Source organism: Acidithiobacillus sp. TH-A117, assembly GCF_057473465.1.
Genome location: NZ_JBYCKQ010000020.1, coordinates 1 through 14651 on the forward strand (window position 1 = coordinate 1; position 14651 = coordinate 14651).

Genomic DNA, 14651 nt, shown 5'->3' on the forward strand with positions numbered 1-14651 from the left:
GATTTGGTAGGCACGGGCGGTTTCGAACCGCCGACCTCTACCGTGTCAAGGTAGCGCTCTCCCCCTGAGCTACGCGCCTGCAGCCCGCAAATGTACCGATTACGGGCGCCCCGGTCAAGATCTGCGCAACATGGGCAGCACGTTGAAGCGCCAGATAAAACCCGGGATGGCAAAAACGGCAAACATGCACAGGGCAATCACATAGAATTCCCAACCCTGGCCGTGCAGACTGCCATCCAGACTTTGCTCGATGCCCATGCCGATCAGGCCGACAATGAAGTACATGACTAGCCATTCCAGCAGATACCATTGGAGGGCTTTACCCTCAGCCATTTTGCGCACAAAAAACAGGCGTTGGCTGAGCCAGGGCAGGTTCGCCGCCACAAAAGCCAGTAAAATATAGACCAGTGCCCACTGTTGCATATCCATCAAATCACTCCCTGCATGGCGTAAAAACAGAAGGCCATCAACGGTCCGGGCACAATCCCCAGCACCAGTAAGGCCAGACTGTTCATACTCAGGGTAGCACTGGCGAGATCATCCCGCACGATCGGCGCATTTTCGAAATCCACATCCGGATCGGGCGCATCAAAAAACATAACCTTCACGACCCGCAAATAATAGAAGGCACCAATCACCGCCAGCAGCACACCAATCACCGCCAGCCAGACATACCCTGCCGCGATGACCGCCTGAAACACCGCGAGCTTCGCATAAAATCCCACCGTAGGCGGTACACCGGCCATGGAAAACATGATGATCAGCATCAAAAAGGCATACCAGGGCTTGCGCTGGGCCAGGCCCTTGAAATCATCAATACGTTCAGCCTCAAAGCCCGCCCGGGACAAGAGCAGGATCATCCCGAAACCCGCCAGGGACATCAGCACGTAAACTATCGTATAGAAAAAGGCACTGGCAAAACCGGCTGCCGTTCCTGCGACAATTCCCAGAGATAGAAAACCCACATGGCCTACGGTTGAATAGGCCAGCATTCTTTTGAGATTCTGCTGGGCAATGGCAATCAGGTTACCCACGACTAGGGACACCAGGGTCAAGGCGATAAATATCTGCTGCCAGGATTCCAGCATGCCGTAACCGCCATCTATCAGCAGCCGGACAATCAGAGCGAAGGCCCCGATTTTAGGTGCCGAGGCCAGAAAAGTGCTCACCAGGGTGGGGGCACCCTGATAGACGTCCGGCAGCCACATATGGAAAGGGGCAGCCCCCAGCTTGAAGGCAATGCCCGCCACAATAAATACCAGGGCAAACACCAGAATGAGATTACTGCTGTTGACATTGACCAGGGCTGCGGCAATGTGCTGTACATCCAGGGTTCCGGTCAGACCGTAGAGCAGTGACATGCCGTAGAGGAGCAATCCCGAAGCCAAGGCGCCAAGCACGAAATATTTCAGTCCCGCTTCGGTCGCGCTCAGACTGTCGCGATGGAAAGCCACCAAGGCATATTGACTCAGCGCCAGCAGCTCCAGCCCCAGATAAATGCTCAGCAGACTGCCTCCTGATACCATCACCATGACCCCGAGCAGGGCAAAGAGCAGCAACACATAAATTTCGCCCCGATAGATGCCGCGATCCATCAGATAGCGCCGGGAATACAGGACCACCATCAATACCGCCAGATAACTGAACAGCTCAGCCACATTGGTAAATGGATCCAGAATCAATTGTCCGGCAAAGGCCGTACCACTCTGTCCTATTTCAAAAAAGGTCAGGACCGCAGCACCCAGCAGAGTCAGCACCGTCAATACCGGGGCGACATCCCGCAGGCGCTCGCCCAGGTACAAATCAGCCAGCAATACCACGCAGGCCATGCTCAATACCCAAATCTCCGGGATGGCGAAAGTCCAATGCAGCAGAAAAGCATTCATAGGCAGAGTCCTTCTACGCCGGAATCTTCGAAACAGCGATCTGGGCCACCAGATGCTGTACCGAACTATGTACAATATCAAGGAAAGGTGCCGGCCACACTCCCAGCAGCAGGGTGAAAGCCGCCAGGGTGCCGAGCACCAGCATTTCCCGCAGGTCGAGATCTTTCAGGGCGGCCACTTCGGGATGAACAATGCCGCCAAAAATGGCCCGCTTGAATAGCCACAGGGTATAGCTGGCCCCGGTAATCAGCCCCGTGGCCGCGAGAATCGCCGCCCAGGGATGCATCTGATAGGTTCCGAGGACCACCATAAATTCACCCACAAATCCGGAAGTGCCGGGCAGACCGACATTACCCATGGCAAAGAGCATCATCAGTGCGGCGAAAATCGGCATGACATTGGCCACCCCGCCATAGGCCTTGATGTTGCGGGTGTGCATCCGATCGTAAAGCACGCCAATGCACAGGAACATGGCGGCACTGATAAAACCATGGGAAAGCATCTGAATGATGCTGCCTTCAATGGCCACACTGTCAAACACAAAAAATCCGAGGGTCACGAATCCCATGTGGGCAATGGAAGAATAGGCCACCAGTTTTTTCATGTCTTCCTGGACAATGGCCACCAGCGCCACATAAATAATGGCAATCAGGGACAGCAGAATCATCAGCCAGGCCAGTTTATGACTGGCATCGGGAACAATGGGCAGACTCAGACGCAGAAAACCATAAGCACCCATTTTCAGCATGATCGCCGCCAGCACTACCGATCCGGCGGTAGGTGCCTCGACATGGGCATCGGGCAACCAGGTATGCACCGGCCACATGGGAATTTTGACCGCAAAGGCCACAAAAAAAGCGATGAAAATGAGGATCTGGGCGGTCATTCCCAGGGGAGTATGCTGATAGACCAGCAGATCAAAACTGTGATCACTATGGAAATACAGGTAAAGCAGGGCCACCAGCATCAACACCGAGCCGAGAAAGGTATAGAGAAAAAACTTGATGGTGGCATATACCCGTCGCGGTCCGCCCCAGACCCCGATGATCAGAAACATCGGGATCAGCATGGCTTCCCAGAAAACATAAAAAAGGATGGCGTCGAGAGCACAGAACACGCCGATCATCATGCCTTCCATGATCAGGAAGGCGGCCATGAATTGCGCCACCCGGGTCTGGACATTACGCCAGGAGCTGATCACCACCAGCACCGTCAGAAAGCTGGTGAGCAGCACAAACCACAGGGAAATACCATCCACACCCAGGTGGTAGTAAATATTCAGGGAGGGAATCCAGGCCACCCTCTCGCCAAACTGCATGGCCGCCGTGTGGGTATCAAAACCGGTGTACAGCGGAATGGTGATGGCAAAGGCGAGCAAGGACACCAACAGTGCCAGCCAGCGCGCCAGCTGCGCACGGCGGTCACCGACGGCGAGAACCAGCAAGCCGCCGACAATCGGCACCCAGATAGAATAACTGAGGAGCTGAGCATTCATCCTGCCTTACCCCTTCCAGACCACAAAATATGTCATGAGTAAAATCAACCCGATAATCATGGCAAAAGCGTAATGATAGATGTATCCCGTTTGCACTCGCCGCCAGGACAGCGCCAGTTTGCCAATACCGAAGGCCGTCCCATTCACCATCAGGCCATCGATGAGCTTTTCGTCGCCGACATGCCAGAACAGTCGGCCAGATTGAATGACTCCCCGCACCAGCACGGCATTGTTGAAGGCATCGAAGCCAAACTTGCTCTGCAGCAACCAGATTACCGGACTGAGTACCCGACTGAGAGTTTCAGGCAAACCGCTTCGCCAGGCATAAAAGTAGGCGGCACAGACAATGCCGGCGATGGCCAACCAGAACGGCCAGGCTTCCAGGCCATGGACGAGAAACACCCCGGCACCCTGCCAATGCGCAGCGATTTCGCCGATGGTATTGAACCGGGGAGCGATGACCAGGGAGGAGTCGAGGAAATGTCCCAGCCCCACTGGACCGATATAAGCCCAGCCGGCATAGGCTGCCGGAATGGCCAGGGCAATCAGTGGCACCGTGATCACCCAGGGAGATTCGTGGAGATGGTCGCGGGTGTAGGGGTCCATCCGGGGCTCACCATGGAACACCATGAAAAACATCCGGAACGTATACATGGCGGTGACAAAGGCTCCCGCCACCAGCATGAACTCGGCCCAGCCTGCCCCCGGCAAGGTGGACAAACCCACGGCTTCAATGATCAGATCCTTGCTGAAAAAACCAGCAAAGGGCGGAATGCCTGACAGGGCAAGACCCCCAATCAGGAAAGTGATATAGGTGATGGGCATGGCCTTGCGCAAACCGCCCATCTTGCGGATATCCTGCTCGTTGGCCATGGCGTGGATCACCGAACCTGCTGCCAGGAAGAGCAGAGCCTTGAAAAAGGCATGGGTCATCAAGTGAAAAATAGCTGCCGAAAAGGCGGATGCTCCGAGAGCGGCGGTCATGTAACCCAGTTGCGACAGGGTCGAATAGGCAATAATGCGCTTGATGTCATTCTGCACCAGGCCAATCAGCCCCATGAACAGGGCAGTGATGGAACCAATCAGCAGTATGACGGTTAACGCCGTGGCTGACTGCTCATAAATGGGGGACATCCGGGCCACCATGAAAATGCCGGCGGTCACCATGGTCGCCGCGTGAATCAGGGCCGAAATAGGGGTCGGGCCTTCCATGGATTCCGGCAGCCAGACATGCAGGGGCACCTGCGCAGATTTACCCATGGCACCGATAAAGAGCAGCAGCGCAATCCAGGTCAACACATTCCAGGGATGCCCGGGAATGATCTCCACCGTCTGGCCGACCAGATGGGGAACCATGGCAAACACGGTCCGGTAATTGAGACTGCCGCAGTAGTGATATACCGCCGCAATGCCAATCAGAAAACCAAAATCGCCCACCCGATTGACGATAAAGGCTTTGAGAGCGGCCACATTGGCGCTTTCACGCTGAAACCAGAAGCCAATGAGCAGATAGGACACCAGGCCCACCGCTTCCCAGCCGAAAAACAGCTGCAGGAAATTGTTGCTCATGACCAGCATGATCATGCTGAACGTGAAGAGCGAAATATAACTGAAAAAGCGGGCGTATCCAGGGTCACCGTGCATATAGCCGATGGTGTACAAATGCACGCAGAGCGAGACAAACGTCACGACTACCAGCATCAGGGCCGTCAGACTGTCCACATCAAAACCGATGGGCACCTGTAGATGCCCCATCACCGCCCAAGTGTACACATTGCCATAAAAATCCTGGCCATGGAGGGTCTGGAAAAGCACTGCCAGCGCCAGATAAAAAGCAACCGCCACTCCTGCCAATGGCGCCCAGTGGGCCTGCTCCTGCAATTTCCAGCCTGCAAAGCCCGCCACCAACGAGCCGGCCAGGGGTGCCAGAGGAATGATCAGATACACCACGAGAGGCGGAAAGACATGTAACCAGTCAAAAACCCACATATCAGCCTCTCAACTCATCAATATCTTCAACGTTGATACTGCGGCGGTTGCGGAAGTACACCACCAGAATGGCCAGACCGATGGCTGCTTCAGCAGCCGCTACAGTCAGGATGAAAAACACAAATACCTGTCCTTCGAGATTACCCAGATACCGCGAAAAGGCGACCAGATTGATGTTCACTGCCAACAGCAGCAACTCGATGGCCATCAGCAAAATAATCACATTTTTGCGGTTCAGAAAAATACCCACGACGCCAATGGAAAAGAGGATGGCGCCCAGAATCAGGTAAGCGGCCAGCGTCGGTTGTCCGCCCATCATTGTTCCGGCCCTCGTAAATTGACCAGGCTGAGACGATCCTTGGCACGTACCGCCATTTGCGCGTCGATATTCTGGGTTTTGGTACCCTGGCGACGGCGCAGGGTCAGGGCAATGGCCGCAATAATGGCTACCAGCAAGATCACAGCGGCAATCTCAAAAGGATACAAATAGTGGGTATACAGAAGCACACCCAGGGCACGGGTATTGTCGGCATTGGCAGGAATGGGTGCCGGAGCGGGAACATGCCCCAGCGGCGATGTCCAGAACACCACCGCCAGCTCCAGCACGCCGAGAATGGCAATGGCCAGACCCAGAGGCAGATAACTCAGGAAACCCTCCTTGAGGCGAGTCAGATTGATATCCAGCATCATCACCACAAAAAGGAAAAGCACCATGACCGCGCCGACATATACCAGAATCAGTACCAGCCCCAGAAACTCTGCCCCCAGCAAAATAAATAGGGCGGCAGCGTTAAAAAAGGCCAACACCAGAAAAAGCGAGGCGTATACCGGGTTTCTCGCGGTAATCACGGCGGTTGCCGAAGCCAGCAATATGACCGAAAACAGATAAAAAAGGATGGTGGTTATCAACATGTTCTCATTATCCCATCAACGATATGCGCGGTCTGCTTCGCGATCCGCTGCCAATTCCGCTTCCAGTCGGTCGCCATTCGCCAGGAGCATATCTTTGGTATAAATCAGATCACCGCGAATTTCGCCGTGATAAGACAGTACCCGACTTTCGACGATGGAATCCACCGGACAGGATTCCTCACAGAGGCCGCAAAAAATACACTTGCTGAGGTCAATATCGTAGCGGGTGGTGCGCCGGGTACCGTCACTGCGCTGTTCACTCTCAATGGTGATGGCCATGGCCGGACAGACAGCTTCACATAATTTGCAGGCAATGCAGCGCTCCTCCCCGTTTTCATAACGACGCAGAGCATGCAAACCACGAAAACGGGGAGATTGCGGCGTCTGTTCTTCCGGATACTGCACGGTAATTTTGGGCGCAAAAAAATATCGGCCGGTCAACTGCATACCACGCAGCATTTCGGTCAGAAAAAAAGTCTTGAACCACTGCTTTGGACGAATGTGCATCTTGTTCTCCTCAGCGCAGAAGGGCACGCATGGGTGTTTCCAGGGCAATACCCACCACCACAATCCAGGCAATGGTCACCGGAATGAAGACTTTCCAGCCCAGACGCATGATCTGGTCATAACGATAACGGGGAAAAGTAGCCCGTATCCACAAAAACACATAGAGCAGAAAAGCGGTTTTGAGCAACAACCAGACCAGGCCCGGTATCCAGGTCAATAGCGGCGTGTTGATGGGCGCATACCAGCCGCCCAGAAACAGTACCGTAGTCAACAGGGAAACAAAAATCATGTTGGCGTATTCGGCCAGGAAAAACAGGGCGAAGGCCATACCGGAATATTCCACATGAAAACCGGCGACAATTTCCGATTCCCCTTCTGCCACGTCAAATGGCGCACGGTTGGTTTCTGCCACACCGGAGATGAAATACACCAGGAAGAACGGAAAAAGTGGCAACCAGTACCAGGACCAGAAGCCCCCGCCGGCCTGGGCTTCGACAATTTTGCTGAGATTGAGGGTCTGGGCCAGCATCAGCACTCCGACCAGGGCAAAACCCATGGCAATTTCGTAGGCAACCAGCTGCGCAGCCGCGCGCATGGCTCCCAGGAAGGCGTATTTGGAATTGGAAGCCCAGCCCGCGACGATGATGCCATATACACCCAATCCGGCAATGGCCAGCACATACAACAATCCGGCATTCATGTTGGAAATGGCCACATCCGGACCAAAAGGCACTGCCGCCCATACCAACAAAGCCGGAACAAAGGCCAGCACCGGTGCCGCCAGAAACAGGAAGCGATTGGCATTGGTGGGAATGATGACTTCCTTGAACATCAATTTCAGGGCATCGGCAATGGGCTGCAACGAACCCCGGAAGCCGACACGATTCGGCCCCAGGCGCACCTGCATGTAGCCGATGACCTTGCGCTCGGCCAGGGTCAGATAGGCAACCCCCAGCAGCAAGGGAACAACGACAATGACGATTTTGATAATCGACCAGAGTACCGCCCACCAGCCGGTATGGAAAAAGTCCTGCATCATGAGGCCCTCAGGCTTTTCGTCTGGCGCTCAGGCGGAGCCGCCATGACCACCGAGCAGGGAGTATAAGCCGCACCCAGCACGGCAGTTTCGGAATATCCCAGGGGAACCCAGATACAGCCCAAAGGAATATGAGTGTCCAGTTCCAGCGCCAGGGTCACTTTCCCCGCTGCCGTACTCACTTCCACTACATCTCCTTGAATACCTGACTGATGAGCCTGCTGCGGATGCATTCTGGCGCGCAGCGGGTTATGCAAGGGAGCAGCGCGGCGGACCAGCGGATCACCCTGATAGATAGGCCAATCACCGAGGCGCAATAATGGACCGGCAGGAAGGGCTTGTGCGGCATGGAGGGGCGGGAATGCCTGAAAAGGTGGAATGTCCATGCCATAGTCACCCACCGCATGTTGCCAGGCGGCACTGACTTCGCTGAGCTCGTTGTACTGAAAATCGGGCAATTTCAGACTGTCTCCCAGCACCCGCAGGATTTTCCAGCCCGGCCGCACTTCACCGGGCAATTTCACGGCTGCACGGAAAGACTGCAAACGCCCTTCATTATTCACATAAGAACCCGAACCCTCGGCAAATGCCGCCATGGGCAGAATCACATCGGCATACTGCCGGGCCTCCTGGGCAAAATGGCTGATACTCAGGACAAACTCGGCATTGGCCAGACGCTGAACGGCTTCAGCGCCGCGCATACTATCCACACCGGGCTCTACGCCGAACAGGATAAAGCCCTGCATTTCAGCTTCCCAATACGCATCTGCAGGCAAACCTGCTGCGTCCAGAGGATGACCGCCGGGGCCACGTTGCGGCACACAACCGCTCAACCAGGCGCCCGCACTATTGGCTTCTTCGGCCAGCCAGCCAATCCGGCCACCGGCCAACTCGGCAATACTTTCCACCTGGGCCAGCAAATCAGCCGCCTGGGGATGATGCAACAAGGCACTGCCAATCAGAATCAGGGGATTGTCGGCAGCCGCCAGCTCCCGGGCCAGCACCGCCAGAGGATCGTTCTGTGGCGCCTCATGCAGGTGCGCAAAATGTTCAGCCAAGTGCTGATACAGGTGGCTATCTGCACCAGCCTCAGCCACCAGTTGCGTGACTGTAAAGTTGAAATCCTGGTGAATACTGTCGATGCTCACTACTTTCCCGCCGTTCAAAACCGCCTTGCGCAAACGGTGGTTGGTCAGGGGCTGCTGATGTCGGGTGAAAGCATGACAGAGCACAATCAATGGCTCTCTTTCCAGTTCTTCCAGCGTCATGTTCAGGGCAGGATACAGCGGCATGGCCGCATCCGCCCGGAAATCCTGCTGGTGCAGGCGATGGTCGAGATGCGGACTGCCCAGCCCTCGCAGCAAGGCCTGAAAGAGGAAAAGCTCTTCATTACTGGATTGTCCAGAGATCAGTCCTGCCAGTTTGTCTGCCCCATGACGGGCCAGCAGCTTTTCCAGGCCGGCCAAAGTCGCTTCCAGGGCTTCCGCCCAGGAAACTTCCGCCCACTCCCCATCCGCCTTGCGGAGCAAAGGCTGGGTCACCCGATCGGGTGCATTCAACCCGGTGTAGGCATAGCGCCCCTTGTCGCAAATCCATTGTTCGTTGACCGCTTCATGATTACGCGGCAAGACCCGCAGGACTTCCTTGCCCAGACTTTGCACGTCGGTGTTGCACCCGGTGGAGCAATGGGGACAAATCCCCGGGGTATGCTTCAACTCCCAGGAACGCGCCTTGTAGCGGAATGGTTTACTGGTGAGCGCTCCGACCGGACACAAATCAATCATGTTGCCGGAAAGCTCGGATTGCACGGCCTTGGCCACATAAGTGCCAATAGCCATGTGCTCGCCGCGCCCGGTAGCACCCAGCTCCTTGATACCGCCAATTTCCTGACCGAAGCGCACACAGCGGGTACACTGAATACAGCGGGTCATTTCGGTGGTAATCAGGGGGCCGATGTCTTTGTCTTCGACCACCCGCTTTTCTTCCTGATAATGGCTGTGGGGGTTGGCGAAACCCATGGTGATGTCTTGCAGAGGACACTCGCCACCCTGATCACAAATGGGGCAGTCGAGAGGATGATTGATCAGCAAAAACTCCAAAACACCCTGCTGGGCCATTTTGGCCTTACGCGAGGCCGTGGCGATTTTCATCCCGTCGGCCACCGGGGTCGCACAGGCCGGCAGGGGTTTGGGGGCCTTTTCCACATCCACCAGACACATGCGGCAGTTGGCAGCGACGGAGAGTTTGGGGTGATAGCAGAAAAAAGGAATATAGATTCCCAGCGACTCTGCCGCCTCCATGATAGTGGTGCCTGCGGCCACCTCGATGGACTGTCCGTCTATTTCAATATGTGGCATCAGTGCTCCCCCATACTGATCATGCAGCGCTTGTGCTCAATGTGATATTCATATTCCTCACGAAACAGCTTGATGGAACTCACCACCGGTGCAACCCCACCATCAGCCAGGGCGCAGATAGTCCGCCCTTCAATACGCGATCCCACATCCAGCAATAATTGCAGGTCTTCTTCCCGACCCTGGCCGTTTTCCAGGCGGTGCATCACCCGCCATAACCAGCCCATGCCTTCCCGGCAGGGCGTACACTGACCACAGGATTCATGCATGTAAAAGCGGGCAATGCGCTCAACGGTACGCACCATACAAACACTGTCGTCCATGACAATGACCGAACCGGCGCCCAAAGCGGAACCCGCCTTGGAGATGGAGTCATAATCCATGGTCACATCCATCATCACTTCTCCGGCAATCATTGCAGTACTAGTTCCACCAGGAATGACCGCTTTCAGTTGGCGCCCGGGACGCAGCCCACCGGCCATCTCCAGCAGCTCCCGAAATGGCAGTCCCATGGGCACTTCATAATTGCCAGGCTTCTGCACCTGGCCAGTGACCGAAAAAATCTTAGTTCCGCCGTTATTGGGTTTACCCAGATTCAAAAACCATTCGCCACCCTTGGTGATAATGTCCGGCACCGAGGCAAAAGTTTCGACATTATTGATGGTGGTGGGACGGCCATAAAGCCCGTAACTGGCCGGAAAGGGCGGCTTGAAGCGCGGTTGGCCCTTCTTACCCTCCAGGGCTTCCATCAGCGCCGTTTCTTCGCCGCAAATATAAGCGCCGGCGCCGCGATACACATAAAGATCAAAGGAAAAGTTCGTACCTAGGATGTTCTTGCCCAGATAGCCGGCAGCATAGGCTTCCGCCAGCGCGCCTTCGACAATGTTGATGGGCTCGATGAATTCGCCACGAATAAAAATATAACCGGCCGTAGCGCCCATGGCGTAGGCACCGATAATCATACCCTCAATCAGCCGATGCGGTTCATAACGCATGATGTCCCGATCCTTGCAGGTCCCGGGCTCACCTTCGTCGGCATTACAGAGCAGGTATTTAGTCCCACTGACCCCCTTGGGCATGAAGCTCCATTTCAGTCCGGTGGGGAAGCCAGCCCCACCCCGTCCGCGCAGGGCGGATTTTTTCATCTCGGCAATGATCTGTTCGGGGGCCATGGGCTCCTGCAGCACCTTGCGCAGGGCATCGTAGCCACCCGTTCCGGCATAGACCGACAATTTATGGGAGTCTGGCACACCACGATTTTTCAGAGTCACGCCATTAACGTACATCTGTAGATCCTCCCCGCAATTCGGCAATCAAGGCATCCAGGCTTTCCGGAGTGAGATTTTCGTAGTAGCGATCACCCAACTGCAGCATGGGGGCATCTTTGCAGGCGCCCAGACATTCCACTTCCTGGAGGGTGAATAAACCATCTTCTGTCGTTTCGCCCAGACCAATACCCAGTCTTTCACTAAGGTGACGAATCATCCGGTCGGAACCATTGAGAAAGCAGGACACGCTGCCGCACACACAGAACTTGTGACGGCCCACAGGCTTGAGGTCATACATGGTGTAAAAAGTAGCCACTTCAAAGGCCTGAATGGGCGGCAAGTCCAACAGATTGGCGACATAGGTGATGACTTCATCACGCAGGTAGCCCTGCTCTTCCTGGGCAATCCGCAACGCAGCCAGGAGGGCCGAACGGGATTCTTCGGGCGGATACTTGCTGCGCTCAAAAGCAATAGCTTCCAGGGACTTTTCCGATAACATGATCTACCTGTCAATCTCGCCGAAAACAATATCCATGGTGGACAGTATCGCCACCACATCTGCAATCATGTGGCCCTTGGCCATTTCATCCATAGCCGCCAGGTGAGAAAAACCCGGGGCGCGAATTTTCATCCGGTAGGGTTTGTTGGCCCCGTCAGAAATCATGTAAATGCCAAATTCGCCCTTGGGTGCCTCGACAGCGGTATAAACTTCGCCGGCAGGTACCGACATACCTTCAGAAAACAATTTGAAATGATGAATCAGGGCTTCCATGCTGGTCTTCATTTCTTCGCGCGGCGGTGCGGCGACCTTGAAGTCATCGCTGATCACCGGGCCCGGATTTTTCCGGAGCCAATCCACACACTGGGCAATAATCCGGTTGCTTTGCCGCATTTCGGCGACCCGCACCAGATAACGATCATAACAATCACCCGTACTGCCCACAGGAATCTCAAAATCCAGGTCCGCATAGGCCGCGTAAGGCTGGGTCCGCCGCAAATCCCAGGCAACCCCCGAAGCCCGCAACATGGGACCGGTAAATCCCAGTTGTACGGCTCTTTCCGCATCGACGACACCAATGCCCACGGTGCGCTGTTTCCAGATCCGGTTGTCGGTCAACAGGGTTTCGTATTCATCCACATAACCCGGAAAACGGCGGGTAAAATCTTCAATGAAATCGAGCACCGAGCCCTGACGATTGGCATTGAGGGATTCCAGGCGCCGCGCATCCCGATAGGGCGAGGCCACATACTGGGGCATCTGTGCGGGAAGATCGCGATACACTCCTCCGGGACGATAGTAGGCGGCGTGCATCCGCGCTCCCGATACCGCCTCATAAACGTCCATGAGGTCTTCCCGCTCGCGAAAGCAATACAGAAAAACACTCATGGCGCCTACGTCCAGAGCATAAGCACCCAGCCAGAGCAGGTGGTTGAGTACCCGGGTGATTTCATCAAAAAGGGTGCGGATATACTGGGCACGCCTCGGCACTTCCAGACCCAGTAACTTTTCTACCGCCAGGCAGTAGGCATGTTCGTTGCACATCATGGACACATAGTCGAGACGGTCCATGTATGGCAGATTCTGCAAATAGGTTTTGTTTTCCGCCAGTTTTTCGGTAGCCCGATGGAGGAGACCGATATGGGGGTCGGCGCGCTCGATGACTTCGCCGTCCAGCTCCAGTACCAGACGCAGCACCCCGTGGGCCGAGGGGTGTTGCGGCCCGAAGTTCATGGTGAAATTATTGATTTCTGGCATGATAGCGCCCCTCTTCTTCACTGCGGATGATGCGCGGCACCACGACTCTTTCTTCGGTGCGGGTGGGTTCGTAAATGACCCGGCCCTGATCGGCGTCATAACGCATTTCCACGGTGCCCACCAAGGGAAAATCCTTGCGGAAGGGATGCCCCACAAACCCGTAATCCGTCAGAATCCGCCGCAGGTCGGGATGACCATCAAACAAAATCCCGTAAAGATCAAAGGCCTCTCTTTCAAACCAGTTGGCTGCCGCCCAGATATCCACCACCGAAGGCACTATAGGCAACTCCGTATCGGCATATACGCGCAGCCGGATACGCTGCCGATGAGGCAGAGAAAGCAGGTGATACACCACGGCAAAGCGCGGCCCTTCCCAGCTGCCATCGCCATACTCGGAGTAATCAACCCCACAGACATCGATGAGCATGTCAAAACGACAGGCAGGGTCATCACGCAGCCAGACACAAGTCGCGTGCAATGCTTCCGGGGCCAGCTCCACAGTCAGCTCAGCCCGTTCCAGACGGGCTTCGCGCAGACTATTCCCCAGTTTTGCGCTCAGTGTCTGGCGCAGATTTTCGAGTGCGTCAGTCATGGCTCACCTGGCTATCGTGTTGGTGCGACGGATTTTTTTCTGCAACTGGATGAGGCCGTAGAGCAGGGCCTCAGCGGTTGGCGGACAACCGGGCACATAAATATCTACCGGAACAATGCGATCACACCCGCGCACAATACTGTACGAGTAATGATAATATCCCCCGCCGTTGGCGCAGGATCCCATGGAAACCACCCAGCGTGGCTCCGGCATCTGGTCATAAACCTTGCGCAAGGCCGGTGCCATTTTATTGACCAGGGTGCCAGCCACAATCATGACGTCCGACTGGCGGGGACTGGGACGGAAGACAATACCAAAACGGTCCAGATCATAACGCGCAGCCCCGGCATGCATCATTTCCACAGCACAGCAAGCCAAACCAAACGTCATGGGCCAGAGAGAACCGGTTCGGCTCCAGTTGACCACGGTATCTATGCTGGTGGTCACAAAGCCTTTCTCGAGGATACCTTCTATTCCCATTCCAAGGCTCCTTTTTTCCATTCATAGATAAAGCCCACCACCAGAATGGCGAGAAAAATCATCATGGCCAGAAAGCCCATCATGCCTATCTGGTCAAAAACCACCGCCCAAGGGAAGAGAAAGGCAATTTCCAGATCAAAGAGAATGAAGAGAATGGCCACCAGATAATAACGCACATCAAATTTGACGCGCGCGTCTTCAAAAGCCTCAAAGCCACATTCATAGGGCGAGAGCTTTTCGCTATCCGGTTTATGTGGTCCGAGCGAGGCTCCCATCAGTAATGGGACCACACCGACCACCAGTGCCACCACAATAAAGATGAGCACAGGTAAATAGTGGTTCAACATCCCCAACACTCCTCCACCCAAATATGGAC

15 protein-coding genes and 1 tRNA gene are annotated in these 14651 nt (G+C 55.2%); all 16 read right to left on the minus strand.

Annotated elements, in window-relative coordinates:
* Positions 1-4 precede the first annotated feature (4 nt).
* Positions 5-79, minus strand: a tRNA-Val gene (locus tag AC2VLR_RS03910).
* Between the two features lie 35 nt (positions 80-114).
* Complete coding sequence (locus AC2VLR_RS03915; protein ID WP_101536775.1) at positions 115-429, minus strand: DUF2818 family protein; 315 nt, start codon at positions 427-429, stop codon at positions 115-117.
* Entirely contained in the window at positions 429-1886 is a 1458-nt protein-coding gene (gene nuoN / locus AC2VLR_RS03920) for an NADH-quinone oxidoreductase subunit NuoN (protein WP_486880942.1), read from the minus strand. The genes AC2VLR_RS03915 and nuoN overlap by 1 nt, the downstream gene beginning before the upstream one ends.
* A gap of 13 nt (positions 1887-1899) precedes the next feature.
* Positions 1900-3381 (minus strand): NADH-quinone oxidoreductase subunit M, encoded by a 1482-nt coding sequence (locus AC2VLR_RS03925; RefSeq protein WP_486880943.1) that lies wholly within the window; start codon positions 3379-3381, stop codon positions 1900-1902.
* A gap of 6 nt (positions 3382-3387) precedes the next feature.
* Positions 3388-5370 carry an NADH-quinone oxidoreductase subunit L gene (gene nuoL, locus AC2VLR_RS03930; RefSeq protein WP_486880944.1) on the minus strand — a complete coding sequence of 661 codons (1983 nt, stop codon included), beginning with the start codon at positions 5368-5370 and terminating at the stop codon, positions 3388-3390.
* A gap of 1 nt (position 5371) precedes the next feature.
* A complete protein-coding gene (gene nuoK / locus AC2VLR_RS03935; protein ID WP_029316355.1) occupies positions 5372-5689 on the minus strand; it encodes an NADH-quinone oxidoreductase subunit NuoK in 318 nt (105 codons plus the stop codon).
* Positions 5686-6282 (minus strand): NADH-quinone oxidoreductase subunit J, encoded by a 597-nt coding sequence (locus AC2VLR_RS03940; RefSeq protein ID WP_486880945.1) that lies wholly within the window; start codon positions 6280-6282, stop codon positions 5686-5688. The genes nuoK and AC2VLR_RS03940 overlap by 4 nt, the downstream gene beginning before the upstream one ends.
* Before the next feature lie 15 nt (positions 6283-6297).
* Positions 6298-6789: an NADH-quinone oxidoreductase subunit NuoI gene (nuoI, locus tag AC2VLR_RS03945; protein WP_215843753.1), complete on the minus strand. Its 492-nt coding sequence runs from the start codon at positions 6787-6789 to the stop codon at positions 6298-6300.
* A 10-nt stretch (positions 6790-6799) separates the two neighbouring features.
* On the minus strand, positions 6800-7828 hold the full coding sequence (nuoH, locus tag AC2VLR_RS03950; protein ID WP_226818947.1) for an NADH-quinone oxidoreductase subunit NuoH: 1029 nt from the start codon (positions 7826-7828) through the stop codon (positions 6800-6802).
* Entirely contained in the window at positions 7825-10182 is a 2358-nt protein-coding gene (nuoG, locus tag AC2VLR_RS03955) for an NADH-quinone oxidoreductase subunit NuoG (protein ID WP_486880946.1), read from the minus strand. Before nuoG ends, nuoH begins: the two co-directional genes overlap by 4 nt.
* Positions 10182-11465 (minus strand): NADH-quinone oxidoreductase subunit NuoF, encoded by a 1284-nt coding sequence (gene nuoF / locus AC2VLR_RS03960; protein WP_215843755.1) that lies wholly within the window; start codon positions 11463-11465, stop codon positions 10182-10184. Before nuoF ends, nuoG begins: the two co-directional genes overlap by 1 nt.
* The gene (gene nuoE, locus AC2VLR_RS03965) at positions 11455-11946 is read right to left on the minus strand and encodes an NADH-quinone oxidoreductase subunit NuoE (protein WP_215843756.1); all 492 of its coding nucleotides are present in this window, start codon (positions 11944-11946) and stop codon (positions 11455-11457) included. The genes nuoF and nuoE overlap by 11 nt, the downstream gene beginning before the upstream one ends.
* A 3-nt stretch (positions 11947-11949) precedes the next feature.
* Positions 11950-13203 carry an NADH-quinone oxidoreductase subunit D gene (locus AC2VLR_RS03970; protein ID WP_101536766.1) on the minus strand — a complete coding sequence of 418 codons (1254 nt, stop codon included), beginning with the start codon at positions 13201-13203 and terminating at the stop codon, positions 11950-11952.
* On the minus strand, positions 13187-13795 hold the full coding sequence (locus AC2VLR_RS03975; protein WP_486880947.1) for an NADH-quinone oxidoreductase subunit C: 609 nt from the start codon (positions 13793-13795) through the stop codon (positions 13187-13189). The genes AC2VLR_RS03970 and AC2VLR_RS03975 overlap by 17 nt, the downstream gene beginning before the upstream one ends.
* Before the next feature lie 3 nt (positions 13796-13798).
* A complete protein-coding gene (locus tag AC2VLR_RS03980) occupies positions 13799-14275 on the minus strand; it encodes a NuoB/complex I 20 kDa subunit family protein (RefSeq protein WP_010641695.1) in 477 nt (158 codons plus the stop codon).
* Positions 14266-14622, minus strand: coding sequence for an NADH-quinone oxidoreductase subunit A (locus tag AC2VLR_RS03985; RefSeq protein WP_024893593.1), 357 nt, complete (start codon positions 14620-14622; stop codon positions 14266-14268). The genes AC2VLR_RS03980 and AC2VLR_RS03985 overlap by 10 nt, the downstream gene beginning before the upstream one ends.
* Positions 14623-14651 lie beyond the last annotated feature (29 nt).